Below are 21,746 nucleotides of genomic sequence, written 5' to 3' on the forward strand. Positions count from 1 at the left end.
CGTCACATCGTTTCGACCTCTCGGGAGCCACACAACACCCGATTGACGCCGGACGGGAACGGGAGGGATCGCGCGGTGAGCCGGGAGTCAGCCCAGGTCGGCGTCCCGGAAGACGCTGTAAGCGAGTGCACCGGCCAGGACGACCCAGGCGAGGAGTATCAGGAACGCGGTGTACTCGGAGAGGAGGAACGATCCCGATTGTTGGGCCTGGAGTGCCCGCCCCGTCACACCGTCTTGCATCAAGCTGGGGTGAGGTGCCGGTGGCACGGGGGGACTAAACGTGACGAGGGCGGTCAGGCGGGTGTATGCGGCACCCGGTGTGAGGTAGGTGAGAAACAGGTACAGGTCCGGGGCATTCCCCGAGACGCTGCCGAAAAACGAGTAGACGAAACTCGTGACGCCGGTCCAGGCGAGCTGACAGACGAAGAATATGGAGACGATCGACATCAGCGCTCTGTTTCGCGTACTCGACAGTCCTGACACGCTGACAGCGATGACCGTGTACACACCACCGAGCATGGCGGTCAGCACGAACAATCCGATCAGCCGCCAGCTGAGATCGACGATCGGCGGCACTCCGAGGAACAGGACGATGCCGGCAGCGATTGCGGCGAAGCCGGCAAGGGAACTCACGGCGATGACTCCCGACCGGCCGACCATCTTCCCGACGAGGATTTCGGCCCGCTCGAAGGGCTGGCCGAGGAGGAGTTTGATACTCCCCGACCGCCGCTCATCGACGATGGAGGTGTATCCGCCGATCAACGCGAGGATCGCTACGATGTGGCTGATCCACGGTACCAGGGAACTGAGAACCCTCGACACCAGAATCCGCCACTCGCCTGCGGTGAGACCCGCCGGAATGTTTGCGCCCCGTGTCACGATGTATATCAGAGTCCCCATGAACAACACGAAGGCGGCGGTCAGAATCCAGAGGACCTTGGACCTGATGGCGTCGTCGAAGTCCTTCCGGGCCATGACCGCCAGCTGGTGGTCCTTCATGCCGACACCTCCGCGGTCTCGTCCTCGTCGATCAGCGCCGCGAACAGCTCTTCCAGCGAGGACTCGGTGGTCTCGAAGTCGGTGACCGTCGCACCCGCGTCCTCGATCCGGCTGATCACTCTGGCCTTGGCCGTCGAGTCCGACAGGCTCATCGTCAGCTCGGGGCCGTCGGCCCGGACGTTGGACACGTCGTCCATCGCCTCCAGATCCGAGATGGTGAGATCCGGCTGGCTGTCGACGGTCACGTGCAGCGTGGTTCCGACGCCGACGGTGTCGCGGATCTCGTCGAGCGACGCCACCTCGATGAGTCGCCCCTCGTTCATGATCCCGACCCGGTCACAGACCGCCTCCACCTGCCCGAGGATGTGACTGGAGAAGAAGACGGTCGCGCCGCGGTTCACCTCTTGCCGGATGACGTCGCGCATCAGCCGGATGCCGTTCGGGTCGAGTCCGGTGGAGGGCTCGTCGAGGATCAACAGATCCGGGTCGTCTACCAGTGCCATCCCAAGCACCAGCCGCTGAGCCATCCCCTTGGAGTAGTCGCCGGCGTTGCGCTCGGCGTCCTCGGGGTCCAGCCCCACCCGGTCGAGAATCTCGTCGGGGTCGTCGTCGGCCCCGCGGGCCTGCACGACGAACTCCAGGTGTCGGCGACCCGAGAGCCGGTCGTAGAGCTGGTACCCGTCGGGAAGGACACCGACCCGTTCCCGGATGTCGACGGCCTCCGTCCGCGTCGGGTGGCCGAACACGCGCGCCTCCCCCGACGAGGGCGGCGTGTAGTCGAGTAACATATTGATAACCGTCGACTTCCCGGCCCCGTTTGGCCCCAGAAAGCCGAACACCTCCCCCTGTTCGACGGTCAGGTCGACCGAATCGACGGCGACCACCTCCCCGTAACGCCGTGTCAAGGCGTCCGTCTCGATCGCTGCCATACTCCCCCTCTCTACCGCCCCGTCAACAAGTTTTCCCCTTCGACAGTGACACGTAGCGAGCGGAATCCCACCCTTCAGGGGTGGGTGGACGTCAAAGGTCAGACGTGCCGATCGAGGAAGTCGACGACGGCCGTGTAGGCCTCGATCCTGTTTTCAAGTTTCGAGATGCCGTGGCCCTCGTCCTCGAAGATCAGTTTCTCGACGGGGATGCCCTGTGACCGGACTTCCTCGACGATCTGTTCGGCCTCCCCGACGGGCACCCGCGGGTCGTTCGCGCCGTGGAGGACGAACAGGGGCGCGTCGATCCGGTCGGCGTGGTTGAGCGGGCTGATCGATTCGAGAAACTCCCGGTCGCCGTCGAGCGATCCGTACTCGGCCTCGCGGTGGTCCTGTCGCCAGGCCCCCGTGTTCTCGAGGAAGGTCACGAAGTTCGCGATCCCCACGGAGTCGACGCCGGCCGCCCACAGGTCGGGGTACTCCGTCAGCGCCGCCAGCACCATGAACCCGCCGTAGGAGCCACCCTTGGCGACGATCCGGTCGGGATCGACCGCCGACTGATCGGAGAGCCACTCGACGGCCGCCCGGACGTCTTTCACCGAGTCCATCCGCTTCTCCACGTCGTCGAGGTGCGTGTAGGCCGTGCCGTAGCCCGTCGAGCCCCGGACGTTGGGCTCGAAGACCGCGTAGCCCCGCGACAGGAAATACTGGGTCAGCCCCGAGAAGGAGGGGCGGCGCTGGCTCTCGGGCCCGCCGTGGATGTCGACGATGACGGGAACGCCGTCGGCGTCGCGCTTTTCCTCCGCGGGGAGCGTGAAGTAGGCGGGAATCGCCCGGTCGTCGAAGGTCTCGTAGTGGACGAGTTCGGGCTCGCGGAACGACGAGGGTGGGATGCCGGCGGTCGAGGCGCGGGTCCACTGCTCGGTCTCGCCCGACTCGAACGTAATCCGGTGGACGTTCGTGTTGTTCGTCCGACTCGACGCCGAGAGCGCGAACGTCTCGCCGTCGGGGCCGAAGCTCACGCCGCCGGCGGTGCCGTCGGGTAGGTCCGGCGTGGGCCGAGTCTCGTACGCCGTCGCGCCCGTCAACTCGCCGACGGTGATCTCGGTGTAGCCGTCGACGTTCCGGGAGTAGGCCAGGCGGCCGGTCTCGTCGTCCAGTGCGATGCCGTCGACGTTCCACTCCCCACCGTCCTCGACGACGGCGAAGTCGCCCGTGTCCAGATCGAGCCGTTCGAGTCGGAGCGTGTCGCTATCGCGGTCAGTACAGCAGTAGATGGCGTCGCCGTCGGGCCCCCAGGAGGGACTGTTGTACCGTACGTCGCCGTCGTGGGGCGTGACGTGGTCGAGGTCGCCCGAGTCGAGATGGAGGACGTACAGGTCCTTGTCGAACGAGGAGGCGTGTTCGGTGACCAGCAGGCGGTCGTCGGCGGGGCTCCAGCCCGCCAGCGCGAGCCAGCCGTCCCCCTCGTAGATCAGGTCGGCATCGTCGCCTCGCTCGTCGCGACCCTGCACGTACACGTCGAAGACGGACTCGTCGCGGCGATTAGCGGCGAAGGCGATGCGGTCGCCACCGTGGGACCACCCGCCCCAGTAGTGGATGGCGTCGGGCGTGTCGGTCAGCGGGTGGACTTCACCGGCGTCGAGTTCGAGCCTGAACAGCTGGGTGAACTCGTCGCCACCCTCGTCCATGCCGAAGGCAAGTTCGCGGCGTTCGGGCGAGAACGAACAGAAGGTGACGCGTTCGTCGTAGAAGGTGCGTTGCTCGGGCCAGCCGGCGGGTTCGTCGAGCGTCCAGAGCTGTGGGGTGCCGGTCGTGTCCATCAGGAAGGCGACGGTGCCCTCGGGGCCGACGGACGCGCCGTAGGCGCTGCGGACGTTGAGGTACCGCTCCAGGTCGTGCATGGCTGTCGGTCGGACGGGCAACCTATACGTTTTTACCCGACGACTGGGCAACGCAACCAGAGGGAGAGTCGCCGGATGGGCGAGCGGGGAGCGCGAAGTCTTTGACCTCGGTTCGAGCGGGCTCTGCCCGTGAGAACGGAGTGACCCGCGAGCAGGGGGCGACTCCGTGTCGGACAAAGGACAGGGATTTTTGAGCGGCCGCCGTGTCCCCCCGGGTATGCGGGTCGCCTTCGTGTCGGAGCGGACGGTGTTTCACGAGTCCACCGAGGGGCGGGAGCGCCTCCACCGTATCGCGACGAACCTCGACGCTCGCGGCCACGACGTGACCGTCTACTGTGCCCAGTGGTGGCCGGACTACCCCGAGACCATCGAACACGAGGGGATCACCTACCGCGGGATCACCGTCTCGGACTCGAAGGCGGCCTTTCTCGCCCGGATTCCCTGGACGGTCGCGCTGGACCGTCCGGACGTGATCCACGCGACACCCGAACCGCCGGGCGTCGTCACCGCCGCCAAGTTGGCGGCCGTCCCCGCCCGCGCGCCGCTGGTCGTCGAGTGGTTCGGCGACGAGGATCTGCCCGACTCGCGGGCGCGAAGCTACGCCGCGCGGCTCCCGGACACCGTCGTCACGCCCTCGGAACTCGTCCGGACGACGGTCCGGGAGTACGGCGCGACCGGCGACAACACGCGCGTCATCCCCGAGAGCATCGACACCGAACTGATCGACGAGGTCGAACCGGACGAGGACGCCGACATCGTCTACGCTCGCGAGCTGGACGCCGACGCGAACGTCCAGACGCTGTTGCTCGCGCTCGCCGAGTTGCGCCAGCGCGACTGGTCGGCGACGATCATCGGCGACGGCCCCCGACGCGAGGAGATCGAACGGCAGGCCGAAGACCTGCGCATCGACGACCGGATCACCTTCGCCGGCGACCTCGACCGCGAGGAACGCATCTCGATCTACCGGGGCGCACACACCTTCGTCCACACCGCCTTCCGGGAGAACTTCGCCACGGAACTGCTGTGGGCGCTGGCCTGTGGCTGTATCGGCATCGTCGAGTACCAGGCCGAATCCAGCGCGCACGAACTCATCGAGACCTACCGCCGGAGCTTTCGGGTCACCGACGACGAGGAACTCACCGAGGCCATCCGCGACGCCGCCGGCATGGAACGGCTGGATCGGGACCCCGACATGGACCGGTACGACCACGAGGAAGTGCTGGATCGGTATCTCGACTGCTACCGGGACCTGCGCGAGGAGCAGGGGCTGTTTTGAGTCGGCTCAATTCTACGGCGTCCCGACTTTCCGTCGGCCGGTAGAACGTCCGGTATGCAGGAGACGACCCAGCGTGTCGCCGACGGTGTCGCGACCACCGACGCCGCCTCGGCCGCCGACCTGGTCCCCGACGACGGTACCGTCCCGACGAGCGGCCTCAGCGCCGGTCCGAAAGACATCGCTCACGAACTGGCCGCGTCCGGCCGTGACCTGTCGCTGACGATCCCCGCGAGCGCCGACGCCGGCTTCGTGGCCGACACCGAACTGCCCAACGCCGACGCGCTCGACCTCCGCTATCCCTTCTCGGCGTGGCCCAACCTCAAGCGCGCGGTCAACGACGGACGGGTCGACTTCGTCGACGATCACCTCTCGGTCGTCGAGCAGTCGGTCGCCCAGGGCCACTTCGGTGACCCCGACGTGGCCGTCGTGGAAGCCCTCGCCGTGGGCGAGGACTGGCTCGTGCCGACGACCGCCGTCGGCGGCGTCCCGGGGTTCGTCGCCGCCGCAGACGCGGTGATCGTCGAGGTCAACGAGGCCTTGCCGCTAGAACTCCAGCGCCTGCACGACACCTGGACGCCCGCGACGCCGCCCCGTGACCCCCTCTCGCTGTCCGATCCGGGCGAACGGCTGGGCGACCAGTTCGTCCGGTTCGATCCCGACAAGCTGGCGGCCGTCGTCCGCACCGAGAACGACCCGATCCCGTACCCGTTTCGGGAACCGTCCGACGCCGAGACCGCCATCGCGGACAACGCCCTCGACTTTCTCGCCGACGAACTCGCCGAGAACCCCGCCTTCCGCGAGCGGTTCGCCTTCGAGGTCGGCATCGGCTCGCTGGGCAACGAGATCACCGAACGGATCGGCGACCTCGGCTTCGGCGACCGAGACGTAGCCTACTTCGGCGAGGTGGCTCAGGACGGCCTGCTGGATCTGCTCGAAGCCGGGACACTCTCCGCTGCGAGCGCGACCGCGCTCGTCCTCGGCGAGGACGGCGTGAACCGGATGCTCGACCGGCCCGAACTCGTGGCCGAGAACGTCGTCACGCGGTCGATGAGCGTCTCGAACGACCCCGGTCTGATCCGGGCGTTCGGCGTCGTCGCGATCAACACCGCCGTCGAAGTCGACGTGTACGGCCACACCAACTCCTCGCACGTGCGCGGATCGCAACTCCTGCAGGGCATCGGCGGCTCCGGCGACTTCGCCCGCAACGGCCTGCTCTCGATGATGGTGTTGCCTTCGACGGCGAAGGACGGCGACGTATCGAGAATCGTCCCGATGGCGTCTCACGTCGACCATCCCGATCACGACGTGGACGTGGTGGTGACCGAACACGGCGTCGCCGACCTGCGCGGGCTGACGCCGGACGAGCGATTCGAGGAAATCGTCGGTGCGTGTGCCCATCCCGACTTCCGCCCGGAACTCAGACGCTACGGCGAGCGCGCCGCCCAGAACGGCGGGCATATGCCACACGACCTCCCGACCGCGTTCGATATGCACGGGCAGTGAGCGAGGACCCGGCCCGGCGTCACTCGTCACCGGCGTCGACCGGGTCGTCCGCAGCCGCGACCGCCTGGACGGCGGCGACGTTCTCCTTCACGTCGTGGACGCGCACGATGTCGGCCCCGCGCTCGGCGGCGATGGTCGTCCCCGCGACGGTCGCGGCCAGTCGCTCGTCGGGGTCGCGGTCGATCCGTCCGAACATCGACTTGTGAGAGTGACCGATCAAAACGGGACAGCCCAGCGCCTGGAACTCGTCGATGCGTCCGAGGAGTTCGAAGTCCTCGGTCGGCGACTTGGCGAACCCCAGTCCGGGGTCGACGATGATCTGCTCGCGGTCCAGGCCCGCTTTCTCGGCCAGGAGGATCCGTTCGCTCAGTTCGTCCAGCACGTCCGTGACCACGTCGTCGTACTCGCGGTCGGTGTCGGGGTCGACCGGCGTCTCCTCGCTGTGCATCACGACGACCGGCACGTCGTGGTCGGCCGCGACAAGCCGCATCTCCGGGTCTTCGAGGCCGGACACGTCGTTGAGGATGTCAGCACCCGCATCGAGAGCCGCCCGGGCGACGGCGGCCTTCCGCGTGTCGACGGCGACCGCAGCGTCGAGGTCACTGATCCGCTCGATCACTGGGACGACGCGGTCGATCTCCGCTTCGGCGGGCACCGGGTCAGCGCCGGGTCGGGTCGACTCCCCGCCCACGTCGACGATGTCGACGCCGTTTGCGACCATCTCCTCGGCGCGAGCGACGGCGGCCTCGACGGCCTCGTACTCCCCGCCGTCGTGAAAGCTGTCCGGCGTGACGTTGAGGATGCCCATAACGGCCGTCCCGTCCTCCCAGGGGTAGCCCCGTTCGTCGGGTCCGTGACCTTCGATCTCCAGCGCCGCCCGGAGGTCGTCGGCCAGCGGCGAGAGCCCGTAGGGCTGGCCGTCGAGCTTCCCGCAGAGTCGCTTGAACTGCGCGAGCGTCCCCATCAACACGGCGTCGACGTTCTCGCGGTCCTGGTCGACCAGCCCGGAGACGGCACACTCGCCGCCCAGCGAGAGCATCTCCTCCTTGAGATACTGGGCCTGCCGGGGCTGAACGCGGGTTCGCAGGATTCGGTGGACGCCCTTCCCGCCCATCCGCCAGACGCCGGCGTCGGTGACGTGGGCGCGGTCGAGCGTCTCCCGTGATTCGGCCACCGAGTCGACGCGGGTCGGGACCGTCGGGCGGGTCCAGCCCGATCGGGCCTCCGCGACGCAGTACAGGGACCCGCTCACCAGCACGCAGTCGTCGGGGTCGGCGGCCTCACGGGCCATCTCGAAGGCACCGGCCACGTCGCTGCGGGTCTCGACTTCGGCGTCGGTCTCGGCCTCGAACGCACGTGCGAGCACGTCGTCGGCTTCCGCGCGGTCGAGATCGGGTTCGCAGGCCACGACGTGGTCGGCGTCGGGCAGAGCCGCCGCGATGCCGCGATGGTCCTTGTCGCTCATCGCGCCGATCACGACGTGCAGATCGTCGTAGTCGAACGAATCGAGGGTGTCGGAGAGGGCGGCACAGCCGCCGGGGTTGTGCGCGCCGTCGAGGACGACGAGCGGGCCCCGCCCCATCACCTCGAACCGACCGGGCCAGTGGGCGTTGCGCAGGCCCCGCGCGAGGTCGTCGCGGTCGGGGTCCGCGACCTGTCGGGCCAGCGCCGCCGCGACCCCGGCGTTTCGGGCCTGGTGTTCGCCCAGCAGCGGCAGTCTGGTCTCGACGGCCCAGTCGTCGCCGTCGAGGGAAATCGTCGCTTCCAGCCCGTCCCGGCCGCCGTAGGCGACCGTGCAGTCCTCGTCGGGGTCGGTCCCCACGGTGTAGAGATCGTCGGTGACCTCGCGGGCGGCGTCGCGGGCGTCACCAGTCGCGCCCGTCACGAGCGGGGCGTCCTCGGGGGCGACGTGGGCCTTGTCGCGAGCGATCTCGGCCACGGTATCGCCAAGCAGGTCGGTGTGTTCGAGGGTGACGGTCGTGACGGCGCTGGCGACGGGATCGACGACACTGGTGGCGTCGTGGCGACCGCCGATGCCGACTTCGAGGACGGCCACGTCCACGTCGGCGCGGCGGAACGCCCACAGCGCCATCACCGTGAGCGTCTCGAAGAAGGTGGGTGCGTCCCCGTCGGCCGCGCGGTCGGTGACGTAGGGTTCGGCCTCGTCGACGAACTCGACGAGGGCGCGCTCGGTGAGTTTGTGACCGTTGATCCGGACGCGTTCGCGCACGTCGTCGAGGTGTGGAGAAGTGTAGAGACCCACGTCGAGGCCCGCTTCGCGGAGGACGCGCTCGGTCATCCGCGCCGTGCTGCCCTTCCCGTTCGAGCCGGCGATCTGGATCGCTCGAACGGACTCCTGTGGGTCGTCGAGATGGGCCAGGAAGTCCCGCGTCGCCGTCGTGCCCGGCCGCGGCGGGTACCGGCGCAGGTCGAACAGAAAGTTCGCCGCGTCGTGGAACTCCATATCGCGTCCGAACACAGCGGCGCGCTTTAGACTGTCGGACTCGGGCCTCTCGGGTCAGTCGGGCCCGACCTGGGAGATGATCCGGGACTCGATCTTCCGGAGGTGTTCGCCGACGGTACTGGTCGAGCAGTCCAGTTCCCCGGCGATGTCCTCGTTGGTCGCCTGGCGCGGAATCTCGTAGTACCCCTTCGCGAGCGCGACCTCCAGCACTTCGAGCTGGCGCTCGGTCAAAAGCGTCGTCACGTCGACGCGGTCGACGGGTCCCGAGTCGTCCTCCTGCAGTTCGATGTCCAGATCACCGGGACGCATCCGTGCGGCCTCGCGAATCTTCTTGAAGTCGCCCGCAACCGACATATGCAGGCCGCCATCGTCGTCGATGTCGACCGGCGGGTCGATGATGAGGTCGTACTCGTCCATGAGCTGGATCATCGCCGAGAGGACCGTGTTCGCCGCGAAGCGAACGTGTGCGCGCACGCCGTCGTCGTCGACGTCGAACACGTCGTAGGAGAGCGCACTCTCCTCGTCTTCCAGGATAGCTTCCAGTTCGTCGGCATCACCGCTGAGGTGATAGAGCAGGACGCTCGTCCCGTCGGACATCAGATCGAAATGAATGGCAGCCTCGCGGGTCAACTCGGGATGCTCGACGATGGCCTCGTCGAGCGGATTGTACGTGCCGTCCTCCGTCCGGAGGACGATGTCGAACTCCCGCATATCCCCCAATTCTAGCCAAGGGAACAAAAGGAGTTCGGCAGTGATGTGAGGTGAGGGGCCCGGTAACGGGAGCCACAGGCACTCAACGTCCCGTTCGATGATGACAGAAGTCGGCGGGAGCGGGGAACGGTTCCCCTGGTATTATCACACACCCGATCGTATCGGTGGCTCGACGGCTGATTCCAGCATCGAACCGCCTATTAAAAAGCTCCTCACATTATCGGGGGTATTTGTATCCACGAGTCTGTTGTACAGTTTCGTGGGTATGGACGCCAGCACTGATCAGATCGAAGCGGGGCGGATCGACACCGACAATACGTACTACGAACTGTACCAGAAGTCGGTGGAGTTGGGGACGTGGGACGCGGAGAAGCTGATGCACAAGGTCGGCTTCGAGGAAGACAAGGAGGTCTGGGACTCGCTCGACGATAACGAGAAAGAGCAGTGGGCACGGCTCATTTCGTACTTCATCGACGGCGAACACGCGGTCGCCCAGGACGCCCGTCGCATCATGAAGACGGTGTCCTCGCCGTGGTTCGACCGGTCGATCGAGAAGGAGATGTTCGCCTCCGCACTGGCTTTGGAGGAGGCAAAGCACACGCAGTTTTTCGACCTGTACCTGACGAACGTGATGGTCGACAAGTTCCCGCAGTACGAACTCGACACGCGTCGCGGGGGTATCCAGATCCCCCGGACCGAGGCCTGCGGGGCAGGTGAGATGTTCGAGCGTCAGGGTACACTGCAGGCCCAGGCGGCCGACGGCGGTGCCCCGACGGACATCGCCCGCGCGGCGACGAACTACCACATCGGCGTCGAGGGGATTCTGGCCCGCGGTGGCTACTTCGCCAAGAACCGCATGATGCAGGAAGCACCGCTCAAACTGCTCAACAAGGGCTTCCAGTTCATCAGCACCGACGAGGGGCGACACATTACCTTCGGGCTGGAAGTGCTGAACGAACTCATCGAGAAGGAACGCGAGGGGATTCCGGAGTACCAGGGCGTCGAGAACGCCATCTGGGAGCAAGCCGTCGAGGACATCGGCTACATCACGGACACGGCGTACTTCATCACCGAGTCCGTCGGCGACCCGCTCAACGTGGACTTCGACGAACTCGTCAACCGCGGTGCGCGGCTGGCCGGGGACATGATGTTCGACACGCTCGATCTGGACGCCGGCAGCGCCACGGAGTTCATGCAGGCCTCCGCCGACGCCATGGAGGAAGCACAGGGCAGCGACTACGAAGCGGTCATCGAGAAGTACGACCACATCTACTCGGCGAAGATGGCGGGTGACTGATCATGACGGAACTCAAAGACATCGAAGGCGCGGAGTTCACGGCATCGGACGACGAGATCGACCAGGCGATCGAGGAAGCGGCCGACGACCTCGGGATGGCCCCCGAGAAAGTCGAGGAGGAAGTAGCCTACATCCTCGACTCCGGCACGGGCCGAGCCAACAACGAGGGCGTCGCCGGCGCGGCCGCCAGCGACAACGAGGACACCAACAACGACCCGCGGCTCGAAGCGCTGGAGATGTACAAGCTTCGTCAGGAGCTATGAGCGGGCGGGCAGACACGAGCGAGGACGCGACGAACGAGGCCGTCACCGACGGCGGCGAGTACGAGGTAACCCTCGAACACGAGGGCGAAGAGATCAGCCTCACCGTCGACGAGGACGAGTACATCCTCGACGCGGCCGAGGAGGCCGGGCTCGACCTGCCCTACTCCTGTCGAAAGGGCCAGTGTACCTCGTGTGTCGGGACGGTCGAAGAGGGCGAAATCGACCAGAGCGAGGGCGCGGCACTGGACCCGATGCAGGAAGACGACGGGTTCGCGCTCCTCTGTGTCACCTATCCCAAGTCGGACTGCACTATCGAGACCGACACCCAGAGCGACCTGTTCGGCGGCGACATGGACATCCTCTAGGTGGGCCGAGGCGGCTGTTTCGTCAGTTTTCGAGTGATTTCCGAGGGGTGCCCGCAGATGACTTGGTAGCCCTAACTTTCCCCACAGTACAGTATTTAAATAACCTCACATCGACGGGAGAACTATTTTTGTGATCTCCAGAGTTCGTATGTGTGGATCCGTTGGCGGGCGCGCAGTTGGGGGACGTTCCCGCACAACGGGGTGATACCTATGAGTACACAGGAACAACAGTTCGAACTCGCGGATTATTTCCCGACCACGGCATGGCTTAACAGGTACCAGACCGCGCTCGACGACAGCCAGGAACTCGAAGACACCGGCGACGGCTGGGGCGTCGGCTGGAACGGTGACTTCGTCTTCGAGATGCAGAACCTCCCGGTGGAAGAGCAAACGGTGAACGACCTCCCCGAGGAGGTCTGGGAGGCACTCGAACAGGGAATCTCCCAACTGCCCGAGGACACGCTCGAAACGGTCCTCGAGGATGCGCCCGAGGACGTGGCCGAGGGGATCGAAGCCCGCGACGGGCCGCTCCCCGAGCGGGCCGCGCAGGAACTGCTGGAGACGAAGATCTCCGAGGCACCCGAGAAGGTCTGGCCCGGCCTCCGCCGCGTCATGCCCGACATCATGGACGATTTGCTCACCCAACTCGAGGAGAACGTCACCGACGACGGCACGGTCTACGCCTGGATCGGCCTGAAAGACGGCGGGTGTTACAACACGGACACCATGGACAGTCTCGACGAGCGTGACCACGGGTTCGTCCTGACCGGCGACTTCGACCAGTGGGTCGACCTGGTCAACGGCGACCTCGACGTCGTCGAAGCGATCATGTCCGGCAAGCTGGAACTGGACGGCGATATGCAGAAGATCCTCCAGTACTCCGACGCCGCGCTGACGATGACCGACGTGGCCAGCGACCTGGACAAGCGCTTCCTGTTCTAACCGTCACGATCAGGATATTTTCTTCACGCTCGTTGGTGGGTTTTAGAGCTATCAGTAGCCTAATTTCCTTCGTGTTGTTCAACAAATCGGAGAGTTCGTTGGCCCGCATATAAAACCGCCTCACATACGACGGGATACCCTCAGGGGGATAGCCCGAATACGTAGGAGTAGCCATCGGCCACAGGGTGCCGGTGGGGAATGGGCGAAACTATGTCAGACGAACTCATCACACGCGTCGAAGAAACGCTCGACAAGGACGAAGCACAGCTCAAGGACGACCTGCCGGACCTGCTCAACGACATTCAGGGGCAGGAGACGGAACTCATCAAAGAGAACCCCGAGGTGTTCGCGAAGGTCATCGGCCGGATGGACGACATCGACATCGCGAACTTCTACGAGGACGAGCCGGAAGCCGGCAACCAGTTCCAGGATCTGCTGTGGACGGGCGTCAACGTCCTCGTCGAAGAGAACCCCGAGATCAAAGACCAGATCGCCGCCGACATCACGGCGAACTTCGAGGCCGACGACTGTCCCATGGAAGGCCACCTCGACGTCAACGCCGGCGAGGAGACCATCACCGGCGGCTCGGGTCCCGTCGCCGACCCCGACCTCACGCTGACCGGTCCCGCCGACACGCTGACGGGCCTCATCACCGGCGGCATCGACCCGGTCCAGGGCTTCATGCAGCAGCAGTACGAACTGGACGGCTCCGTCCAGAAGGGCACCCAGCTCGCCTCCGTCATGGGCGAGATCACCGACAACGTCCCGAACTAACTCCGCCACGACACTGAGACGAGGTCCGCGGCACGTGGACGCCGTCCCAGGCACGTGGGGCACCGACACTGATCCGACGGCGTCCCGGATTCCCGAATCCTGTCACAGACGACTGGACAGGACGCCGGGCAGAACCACCAAACATACACGATTAATCATGCACCTAACCGAAAAACAGGAAGCGTTCCGCGAGGAACTGCGTGCGTACCTACAGCGCGAGGTCGAGCCAGTCGTCGACGAGGCCGACCAGGAACCGTTCACCCGCGACGAGATGGTGAAATACATGAAGGATCTCGAAGAGCTCGGGATCGGGTTCAGTCCCGACACCGTCACGGAGTTCTTCGGGGATCTGCGTCGGTTCGCCATCGTCTCCGAGGAGATCAGCTACTACTGGCCGAGCCTCAACGTCGGGCTGATGATGGGCTTTCCCGCTCAGTTCGTCCGCTTCGCCAGCGAGGAGACACAGGCCAACCAGCTCTCGAAGCTGGAGACCGGCGAGTGTATCGGCTCGCTCGCCGTCACCGAACCGGAGGGCGGCTCGGACACGGCTCGGCCGGAGACCGTCGCCCGGAAAGAGGGCAACGAGTACGTCCTCGAAGGCGGGAAGACCTGGGTCGGCAACGCGCCCATCGCGGACGTGTCGCTGGTCGTCGCCCACGACGAGGAGGCCGACACGCAGGATATGTTCCTGATCGACCGCGAGTACTCGGACTACGAGGCCGAGACCCTGAACAAGATCGGCTGGAAAGCCGTCAACAACGGGCGGATGTACCTCGACGGCGTCCGCGTGCCCGAAGACAACAAGCTCTCGGCGATCATCGGCAACGCGATCCGCGACGGCAACCAGATCACCGACGTGGTGCCGTTCCCGGATTCGGTCGCAGAACTCTTCTTCGACCAGAAGGCGCTGAACGCGACGTTCTCGTTCATGCGCACCGGGATGTCGTTCATGTCGGTCGGCATCATGCAGGCGGCCTTCGACGAGGTCGTCGACTACGTCGAGGAAAGCGAGACCTTCGGCAAACCCATCGCCGAACACCAGCTCGTCCAGGAGCTGCTCTACGACATCCGGGTCGATCTGGAAACGTCCCGCCAGCTCTCCCGGCGGGCGCTGGAATCCCTGGAGAACGGCTCCAGCGACGCCCGCCTGCTCTCCTCGATGGCGAAGGGCTACACCGCCGAGAAGGCCCACGAGGCGACCTCGAACGCCATCCAGGTGATGGGCGGCGAAGGGCTCAAGACCGAGAACCGCCTCGAACGCTACTTCCGTGACGCACGCGTCATGCCGATCCCCGACGGAACGACCGAGATCCAGAAGCTGATCGTCGGCAAGGAGATCACGGGCCGCTCGGCCTACAACTAGGCGGGCTCGTCCGCGGGCCCGGCCGGAGCGTTCCTGTACCGTTTTCGCACGCGCTCGACGAACAGCCGCATCCCGACCAGCGCGGCCATCCCGACCAGCGGCGCGATCCGCGGTGGCCCCTCGCGTACGGTCCCTGTGTCGCCGTCGTCGGTCGCGCCGTCCGCACCGTCGGCTTCGTCGGCGACCCGCTCCGCCTCGAACGTCTCGACGGACACCTCGGTCTCCAGTTCGACCTCGGCATCGGTGGCCGACTCGTCACGCTCGGTGTCGGTCGCCCCGTCGTGCTCGTCCGCAGTCGTCTCGTCTTCGTCGGTCGTCGCGGTGCTCGCTGCCTCGTCGGCGATATCGATGGCCCCGGTGTCGCCGACGACCTGGACGCTGCCTTCGAAGTCTCGGTCGTGGTCCGGCCCGTCGCCGTCCTCGTCGTCGGGTTCCTCGCCGCGGCTGTCGAGGACGTAGCGGAGCACGACACCCAGCGCTGCCAACCCCAGTCCCGAGAGAGTGAGCAGCGTCGTCCATCGCCGGGAGTCGGACCCATCGGGAGCCGTATGGTCGTCACTCGATCCACCCGTGGCGTCCCCGGATCCATCGGACTCCCCACCCGGAAGCCGTGATGTGAGCGTGTCGGGGACGCGCCCCTGGAGGTTCGGTCGATCCATGTGGGGCCAGCTACGACGGCCAGCCCATTACGTTTGTGGCAGTCGCTCCGGGACATAAACCTCCCTCGTATGTGACGGGGTAGGCATTACGCCGTTCCACGATAACGCTCTGCTAACCTGGCCGCCGACGTGTGCGGCGTCGGTGCCGCCATGGGGGAAACGACATATGCAATTCGACAAGACACACGAGATGTTCCGTGACTCGCTCCGGGACTATCTCGAGAGCGAGATCGAACCGGACGTGCAGGAACTGGACAAACAGGAGATGACCAAGGAGGAGGCCGTCGGCTACCTGCGCGACCTCCGGAAGCTGGGGATCGGCTTCGACCAGGAGACCGCTCAGGACTACTTCGGCGACCTGAAGTACTACGTCATCGGCTCCGAGGAGATCTCCCGCGTCTGGCCGAGCCTGAACGTCATGCTCAACATGTCGTTCCCGGCCATGTTCGCCAACTGGGCGAGCGAGGAGACCCAGGACGCGCTGGGCGACAAACTCGAGAAGGGCGAAGCCATCGGCGCGCTCGGCGTCACCGAGCCCGGCTCGGGCAGTCACTCCAGCAAGCCAAACACCGTCGCCCGCAAGGACGGCGACGAGTACGTCATCAACGGCGAGAAGACCTGGGTGAGCAACGCCCAGATCTGTGACCTGACGATGATCGTCGCCTGGGACGAGGAGAACGACGCCCAGGATATGTTCATCGTCGACCAGGAGAACTCCCCGTTCGACACGCGCAAGCTGGACAAGTTGGGCTGGAAGGGGTCGCCGACCGGCCAGATGTTCTTCGACGACGTGCGTGTCCCCGAGGACAACAAGCTGAGCAACGCCATCCGTAACCTGATCCTCGAACACGGCGACCTCGGAGAGGCGCTGCCCTTCCCGAACGAGATGGTCGACCTGTTCCTGAGCCACAAGCCACTCAACGCCATCTTCTCGTTCATGCGGACCGGGATGGCCGCGATGGCGGTCGGCATCCAGCAGGCGGCCTACGAGGACGCGCTGGAGTACGCGACCGACCGCGAGACCTTCGGTAAGCCCATTGCCCAGCACCAGCTCGTCCAGAACCGCCTCTACAAGATGAAGGCCAACGTCGAGACCTCGCGCCTGCTCACCCACGAGGCCGTCGAGAAACTGTCCAACGCCGACGAGGAGTCCCGGATGTACTCCTCGCTGGCGAAGGGCTACGCCTGTGACAAGTCCGTCGAGACCGCCCGCCACGGCGTCGAACTGTACGGCGGTAACGGCCTCTCGACCGACTACCCGCTGGAACGGTACTACCGCGACGCCCAGACGATGACGATCCCCGACGGCACCGAGGAGATCATGAAGCTCATCGTCGGCTACGAGATGACCGAGATGTCGGCTTACGCCTGATCGGCACCCGAAAATCGGTTTCGACTTCGAGTTGCGACCGCGGCCGGACGGACCTGTCGAGTCAGGGTCCGCTCCCCGGCCGGTTTTTGCCCCGGATCTCGTCCGGGGCTTCGGTTCCGTTCCGGAGAGCCACAGGATCGACAGCCGCTCAGTCGTGCCGGAAGGCCCGAGAGCCAGTAAAGACCATCGCCATGTCGTGTTCGTTCGCGGCCTCGATCACGTCGTCGTCGTTGACCGACCCGCCGGGCTGGATCACGGCCTCGATGCCCGCTTCGGCCGCCGCCTCGATGCCGTCCGGGAACGGGAAGAAGGCGTCGCTCGCCATCACGGCACCTGCGGCCGACTTGCCCTCGGCGTCTTTCTCGGCTTTCATCTTCGCGATCTCGACGGCGTCGACCCGGGAGACCTGCCCCGCGCCGACCCCGACGGTCTCGGTACCGTCGGCGAACAGGATGGCGTTCGATTTGACGTGTTTGATCGTCCGCCAGGCAAAGAGCATGGACTCGATCTGCTCGTCGGTCGGTTCCCGGTCGGTGACGACTTCGAGGTCGTCACGGGTCGGAGCCTGGGTGTCTCGTTCCTGCACGAGCGTCCCGCCGACGAGGTCTTTCTCGGTGACGGGTTCGGTCACGTCGTAGTTGTCCGAGACGTCGAGCACCCGGAGGTTCTCCTTCTCGAAGAGCGTCTCCAGCGCGTCGTCGGTGTAACCGGGTGCGACGACGACCTCCTTGAACGAGTCGACGATCTGTGCGGCGGTGTCCGCGTCGCACTCGCGGTTCAAGGCGACGATACCGCCGAAGGCGCTCTTGGGGTCGGTGGCGAGCGCGTCGGCGTAGGCCTCGCTGAGACTATCGGCGGTCGCACAGCCCGCGGGGTTGGTGTGTTTGATGACCGCGGCCGCGGGCTCGTCGAACTCCTTGACGATGTTGAGGGCGGCGTCGGTGTCGTTGTAGTTGTTGTAGGACATCCCCTTCGCGCCCTCGTTCAACTGCTCGGCGGCGACGACGCTGGCTTCCTCGCAGGTCGCGTCGGCGTACAGCGCCGCGTCCTGATGGGGGTTCTCCCCGTAGCGCAGGTCGGCGTGGCGGTCCTCGCTGGTGACCCGGCGCTCCGGGAAGTCGCCGCCGGTGTCGCCCTCGACGTGGACCTGATTTTCGTCCCAGTCGATCTCGACGCGGTCCTGGGCGAACCACTTGACTGCCCGCGGGTACGCCTTCATCTCGCCCTGGTAGAGGACGCGCTCTTTGAGGTCCTCGGCGTCGTCGCCGTCGTAGACGGGAATCGGTTCCTGGGTGACGACGGGGCCGCCGTCGACTTCCTCGTCGATCAGCGAACCGTCGTCGGCGACGGCGTCGGTGACCGCGTGGACGGTACAGCCCACCACGTCGACGCCGTACTCCAGCGCGTCGCCCCACGCGTCCATGCCCGGGAAGGCGGGCAACAGCGACGGGTGGACGTTCAGCGTCGTCGGCATCGGGTCGAGGAAGGTGTCCGAGAGGACGCGCATATAGCCGTCCAGACAGACGAGATCGAAGTCGTAGTCCTCAAGCGCCTCGACGACGCGCTGTTCGTGTTTGCGTCGGTTCTCGTCGTCGCGCTGGACTACCGTTTCGGTCGGAATCCCCCGTTTCTGGGCTTTCTCGACGACCGGCGCGTCCTCGCTGTTGGTGAGGACGACGGCGAGTTCGGCCCCGCCGGGAGCCAGGTCGTGGACGTTCAGTAAATTGCGGCCGCGGTTGCTGGCCATGCCCGCTAGCTTCATGTGCGGAGGGGGGTGGTCCGGGCGCAAAGGCGTTGCGAATCGCTCAGCCGTGACTCATCGGCACGTCACGAAAGGGGTGTGGGGGGAGAGATGTGGGGGGTGTTGGGGGACAAGGGAGAGTGAGAGTGGAGTGAACCACACTTGGGGTGATCAGTTGCCCCAGTGGCACGTCTCCGTTCGTCGCTTATCATTGTTTCTAATTCTGCCGGCAGAATTTTACAGCGTTCGACCATCGTGGAAGAATTGGAGTGTGTGTAATTATCACACGGACCGCATGGCACGCCGGAGGCTTGCACTCGCAGGCACCAGTCCCTTTTCCGTGTCGGCCCTCGTGCTCGTGATGACACAGCTCACTGGACGCAGTGTCCGCGACCTCGGAATCGTCTCGACGCTGGTCGACGCGGTCGTCGCGTTCGCTCGCGGCCGTCCGAAGGCCGGCGCGCTGTTGCTGGGGGCGGCGGCGCTGTCGGCTCGGATCCCCGGATTGGGTGTCGCCGTCTCGGTCCTGTTGCGGGTGTACCGGAAACTCGCGTAACCGACGGGCTTCGACACCCCTTTGGGCCGGCCTCGCCCATCGACGGGTATGACAGATCGTAGTTCGCTCGCCGCCGTCGCGCCGCTCGACGGGCGGTACGCCCGCTACACCGAACCGCTCGTTCCCTACGCCAGCGAGCGGGCGCTGATCCGCGCTCGCGTCCGTGTCGAGGTCGAGTACCTGCTTGCGCTCGCCGATCTGGACGTGACACCCCTGGAGATCGGCCCCGACCAGCGCGACCACCTGCGCGCGCTCTACGAGGAGTTCGACGAGGGCGACGCCGAGATCGTCAAGGCCCTCGAAACCCAGGGCTGGAAAGACTACGCGGCGACCAACCACGACGTGAAAGCCGTCGAGTACTTCGTCCGGGAGCATCTGCCGGAAGGTCTCGACGCCGCCCAGTGGATTCACTTCGGGCTCACCAGCGAGGACGTGAACAACCTCGCGCACCGCCTGTTGGTCAAGCCCGCCGTCGAAGACGTGCTGGTGCCAGCGCTCCGGGACGTGCGCGACGCGCTGACCGAGATGGCCCGCGAGCACCGCGACGTGCCGATGCTCGCCCGCACGCACGGCCAGCCCGCGACCCCGACCACCTTCGGCAAGGAGATGGCCGTCTACGCCACCCGCCTCGGCAAAGCGCTGGGTCGCATCGAGCGCGCCGCCGACGACCTCTCGGGGAAACTCGCCGGTGCCTCGGGGACCTACGCCGCCCACGACGCGGCCTACCCCGACGTGGACTGGCCGGCCGTCTCCGAGTCGTTCGTCACCGGTCTCGGCCTCGAACACACCGAACTGGCCACGCAGGTCAACCCCTGTGACGACCTCGAAGCGCTGTTCGACGCGCTCCGTGGCGCGAACAACGTTCTCCTCGATCTGGACCTGGACGTGTGGCTCTACGTCTCGGACCGCTACCTCGGGCAGGAAGCCACCGCGGGCGAGACCGGGTCGTCGACGATGCCTCACAAGGTCAACCCCATCGACTTCGAGAACAGCGAGGGCAACCTCTCGAAGGCCAACTCCGACCTGGTCTTTCTCGGCGACTACGTCACCACCTCGCGGCTCCAGCGGGACCTCTCGGACTCGACGGTCAAGCGCAATATCGGCGCGGCACTGGCTCACTGTCTCATCGGCTACCGGAAGTGCGAACGCGGGCTGGCGAAGGTCGTTCCCAACGAGCAGGTCATGCGCGAAGAGCTGGAGTCGACGCCGGAGATCATCGGCGAGGCCGTCCAGACGATCCTGCGGCGGGAGGGTCACACCGACGCCTACGAACGGGTGAAGGAACTCACGCGGGGCCGCCGGGTGACCCTGGATGACTTCCGGGACCTGTTCGCCGACCTGGACGTGAGCGAGGACGTGCGCGAGGAACTGACCCAACTGACGCCGGCCGGGTACGTCGGTGTGGGCGACGAGTTGGTCGACGAGTTGCACGACTGACAGGGCGCAGTCGGTACCAAACGCATATGCTGATCGGGCGCAATCACTGAGCAAATGCGATACGTCGAGGGCCTGTTGACGCCGGAACGCGGGTGGATTCACCCCATCGAGCGGCGCATCCAGCAGGCACCGGGGATCAAGAACGAACGGATTCTCCAGATGGAACTGCTCGACGACGGGACGGTGACGACGATGTACGAACTCAGCGGCGACCGCGAGGTCATCGAGTTCGCCGCCGAGTACGTCCCCGAACTCATCACCTACCAGGTCTCGCCGATGCAGGACCGGATCATCACCTACGCCCACCTCGAATCCAACGAGATGCTCACCGGCCTGCTGGAACTCCCCCACACGTACCAGATCGTGCCGGACTTCCCCATCGAGTTCGCCAGCAACGGCGGCATCAAGCTGACCATCGTCGGCGACGAGGACCAGATCCGCCAGGCGATGGACGCCGTACCCGACGGCATCTCGGTCGAACTCAAGAAACTCGGCGACTACGCCCCCGAGAACGAACGGCTCCTCTCGCGACTCACCGACCGCCAGCGCGAGGTCGCCGAGATCGCCGTCGGCATGGGCTACTACGACACGCCGCGACAGGTCACCTACGACGACATCGCCGAGGAGGTCGACGTAGCGCCCGGTACCGTCGGCGAAATTCTCAGAAAAGTCGAGTCCCGTCTGCTGAACGCCCTGCTCGGGTAGTCAGCGCCCGAAGCCGGTTTTCGGCCGGATCGACAGTTCCTGCCAGTGGTTGATCGCCCAGTAGCCGAAGCCGGTGGCGATCATCCCCGCCGCCAGGAAGTAAAAGAGCAGGTGCGAGGTGACGAGCGCCCCGGGATTCCGGACCGCATGCAAGAGCCCTTCACCGCCCAGCGTCAGGACGACGAGCGTCCCGAGCGCCACCGTGCCCGCACCGGCGATGACCGTCCGGCCGTCGAGGCCCTGCGTCTCCGCGATCAGGACCGCGCCGACGAACGCCGTCGCCATCCCCAGCACGTACGCCGGGAGGCGGTCACTCAGGCCGACCGCCTCGCCCGACACCAGAGCCACCAGCCCCAGAAAGCTCGCCGTCAGCACGAGCGTGCAGGTCGCGATCAGCGCCCCCGCTCGCCCGATCGATTCCGCGTCGAACCGTCTCCGCTGTGCCATTGCCATATCCACACGTCTCGTATCGGCCGACAAAAGCGTTTA

At 65.9% G+C, this 21,746-nt stretch carries 20 protein-coding genes; 12 read left to right on the top strand and 8 right to left on the bottom strand.

What is annotated here, in order from left to right:
- Positions 1-87: 87 nt before the first annotated feature.
- From BMX17_RS02500 to BMX17_RS02510, 3 genes are all read right to left on the bottom strand, one after another.
- Entirely contained in the window at positions 88-999 is a 912-nt protein-coding gene (locus BMX17_RS02500) for an ABC transporter permease (RefSeq protein WP_092657314.1), read from the bottom strand.
- Entirely contained in the window at positions 996-1,928 is a 933-nt protein-coding gene (locus tag BMX17_RS02505) for an ABC transporter ATP-binding protein (RefSeq protein WP_092657316.1), read from the bottom strand. Before BMX17_RS02505 ends, BMX17_RS02500 begins: the two co-directional genes overlap by 4 nt.
- 98 nt (positions 1,929-2,026) lie before the next feature.
- A complete protein-coding gene (locus BMX17_RS02510; protein ID WP_092657318.1) occupies positions 2,027-3,829 on the bottom strand; it encodes a S9 family peptidase in 1,803 nt (600 codons plus the stop codon).
- 217 nt (positions 3,830-4,046) lie between these two features.
- On the opposite strand from BMX17_RS02510, the gene BMX17_RS02515 reads away from it, so the two are divergent.
- Positions 4,047-5,105, top strand: coding sequence for a glycosyltransferase family 4 protein (locus BMX17_RS02515; protein ID WP_092657319.1), 1,059 nt, complete (start codon positions 4,047-4,049; stop codon positions 5,103-5,105).
- A 54-nt stretch (positions 5,106-5,159) separates the two neighbouring features.
- Positions 5,160-6,608: an acetyl-CoA hydrolase/transferase C-terminal domain-containing protein gene (locus tag BMX17_RS02520; RefSeq protein ID WP_092657321.1), complete on the top strand. Its 1,449-nt coding sequence runs from the start codon at positions 5,160-5,162 to the stop codon at positions 6,606-6,608.
- A 19-nt stretch (positions 6,609-6,627) separates the two neighbouring features.
- On the opposite strand, the gene folP is transcribed toward BMX17_RS02520, so the two are convergent.
- Together folP and BMX17_RS02530 are read right to left on the bottom strand one after the other, a co-directional pair.
- Complete coding sequence (gene folP, locus BMX17_RS02525) at positions 6,628-9,072, bottom strand: dihydropteroate synthase (RefSeq protein WP_092657323.1); 2,445 nt, start codon at positions 9,070-9,072, stop codon at positions 6,628-6,630.
- A 54-nt stretch (positions 9,073-9,126) separates the two neighbouring features.
- Positions 9,127-9,783, bottom strand: coding sequence for a helix-turn-helix domain-containing protein (locus BMX17_RS02530; RefSeq protein ID WP_092657325.1), 657 nt, complete (start codon positions 9,781-9,783; stop codon positions 9,127-9,129).
- A gap of 265 nt (positions 9,784-10,048) precedes the next feature.
- Between BMX17_RS02530 and BMX17_RS02535 the strand changes: the two genes are divergently transcribed.
- The 6 genes from BMX17_RS02535 to BMX17_RS02560 all read left to right on the top strand — a co-directional run bounded on the left by BMX17_RS02535 (position 10,049) and on the right by BMX17_RS02560 (position 14,787).
- Positions 10,049-11,080 (top strand): ferritin family protein, encoded by a 1,032-nt coding sequence (locus BMX17_RS02535; protein WP_170845308.1) that lies wholly within the window; start codon positions 10,049-10,051, stop codon positions 11,078-11,080.
- Positions 11,081-11,082: 2 nt separating this feature from the next.
- Positions 11,083-11,343, top strand: a complete 261-nt coding sequence (locus BMX17_RS02540; protein WP_092657329.1) for a hypothetical protein — start codon at positions 11,083-11,085, stop codon at positions 11,341-11,343.
- A complete protein-coding gene (locus BMX17_RS02545) occupies positions 11,340-11,708 on the top strand; it encodes a 2Fe-2S iron-sulfur cluster-binding protein (RefSeq protein WP_092657331.1) in 369 nt (122 codons plus the stop codon). The genes BMX17_RS02540 and BMX17_RS02545 overlap by 4 nt, the downstream gene beginning before the upstream one ends.
- Before the next feature lie 210 nt (positions 11,709-11,918).
- Positions 11,919-12,650: an SCP2 sterol-binding domain-containing protein gene (locus BMX17_RS02550; RefSeq protein ID WP_092657333.1), complete on the top strand. Its 732-nt coding sequence runs from the start codon at positions 11,919-11,921 to the stop codon at positions 12,648-12,650.
- A 210-nt stretch (positions 12,651-12,860) separates the two neighbouring features.
- Positions 12,861-13,424: an SCP2 sterol-binding domain-containing protein gene (locus BMX17_RS02555; protein ID WP_092657798.1), complete on the top strand. Its 564-nt coding sequence runs from the start codon at positions 12,861-12,863 to the stop codon at positions 13,422-13,424.
- Between the two features lie 157 nt (positions 13,425-13,581).
- Complete coding sequence (locus BMX17_RS02560) at positions 13,582-14,787, top strand: acyl-CoA dehydrogenase family protein (protein WP_092657335.1); 1,206 nt, start codon at positions 13,582-13,584, stop codon at positions 14,785-14,787.
- Here BMX17_RS02560 and BMX17_RS02565 read toward each other — a convergent pair.
- Complete coding sequence (locus BMX17_RS02565; RefSeq protein WP_092657337.1) at positions 14,784-15,446, bottom strand: hypothetical protein; 663 nt, start codon at positions 15,444-15,446, stop codon at positions 14,784-14,786. The two genes, BMX17_RS02560 and BMX17_RS02565, sit on opposite strands and share 4 nt — an antisense overlap.
- 166 nt (positions 15,447-15,612) lie before the next feature.
- Between BMX17_RS02565 and BMX17_RS02570 the strand changes: the two genes are divergently transcribed.
- Complete coding sequence (locus tag BMX17_RS02570; RefSeq protein ID WP_092657339.1) at positions 15,613-16,818, top strand: acyl-CoA dehydrogenase family protein; 1,206 nt, start codon at positions 15,613-15,615, stop codon at positions 16,816-16,818.
- 148 nt (positions 16,819-16,966) lie between these two features.
- Here BMX17_RS02570 and purH read toward each other — a convergent pair whose 3' ends face one another.
- Complete coding sequence (gene purH / locus BMX17_RS02575; RefSeq protein ID WP_092657341.1) at positions 16,967-18,580, bottom strand: bifunctional phosphoribosylaminoimidazolecarboxamide formyltransferase/IMP cyclohydrolase; 1,614 nt, start codon at positions 18,578-18,580, stop codon at positions 16,967-16,969.
- A gap of 340 nt (positions 18,581-18,920) precedes the next feature.
- Here purH and BMX17_RS02580 point away from each other — a divergent pair, with 340 nt between their 5' ends.
- From BMX17_RS02580 to BMX17_RS02590, 3 genes are read left to right on the top strand one after another with little or no spacing between them, the layout of a single operon-like run.
- Positions 18,921-19,115 carry a hypothetical protein gene (locus BMX17_RS02580; RefSeq protein WP_092657800.1) on the top strand — a complete coding sequence of 65 codons (195 nt, stop codon included), beginning with the start codon at positions 18,921-18,923 and terminating at the stop codon, positions 19,113-19,115.
- A 48-nt stretch (positions 19,116-19,163) separates the two neighbouring features.
- A complete protein-coding gene (gene purB, locus BMX17_RS02585) occupies positions 19,164-20,552 on the top strand; it encodes an adenylosuccinate lyase (RefSeq protein ID WP_092657343.1) in 1,389 nt (462 codons plus the stop codon).
- Between the two features lie 54 nt (positions 20,553-20,606).
- On the top strand, positions 20,607-21,257 hold the full coding sequence (locus BMX17_RS02590) for a helix-turn-helix domain-containing protein (RefSeq protein ID WP_092657345.1): 651 nt from the start codon (positions 20,607-20,609) through the stop codon (positions 21,255-21,257).
- Here BMX17_RS02590 and BMX17_RS02595 read toward each other — a convergent pair whose 3' ends face one another.
- Entirely contained in the window at positions 21,258-21,710 is a 453-nt protein-coding gene (locus BMX17_RS02595; RefSeq protein WP_092657347.1) for a hypothetical protein, read from the bottom strand. It abuts the gene before it with no gap.
- Positions 21,711-21,746 lie beyond the last annotated feature (36 nt).

The organism is Halorientalis persicus (assembly GCF_900110215.1).
Taxonomy (GTDB): domain Archaea; phylum Halobacteriota; class Halobacteria; order Halobacteriales; family Haloarculaceae; genus Halorientalis; species Halorientalis persica.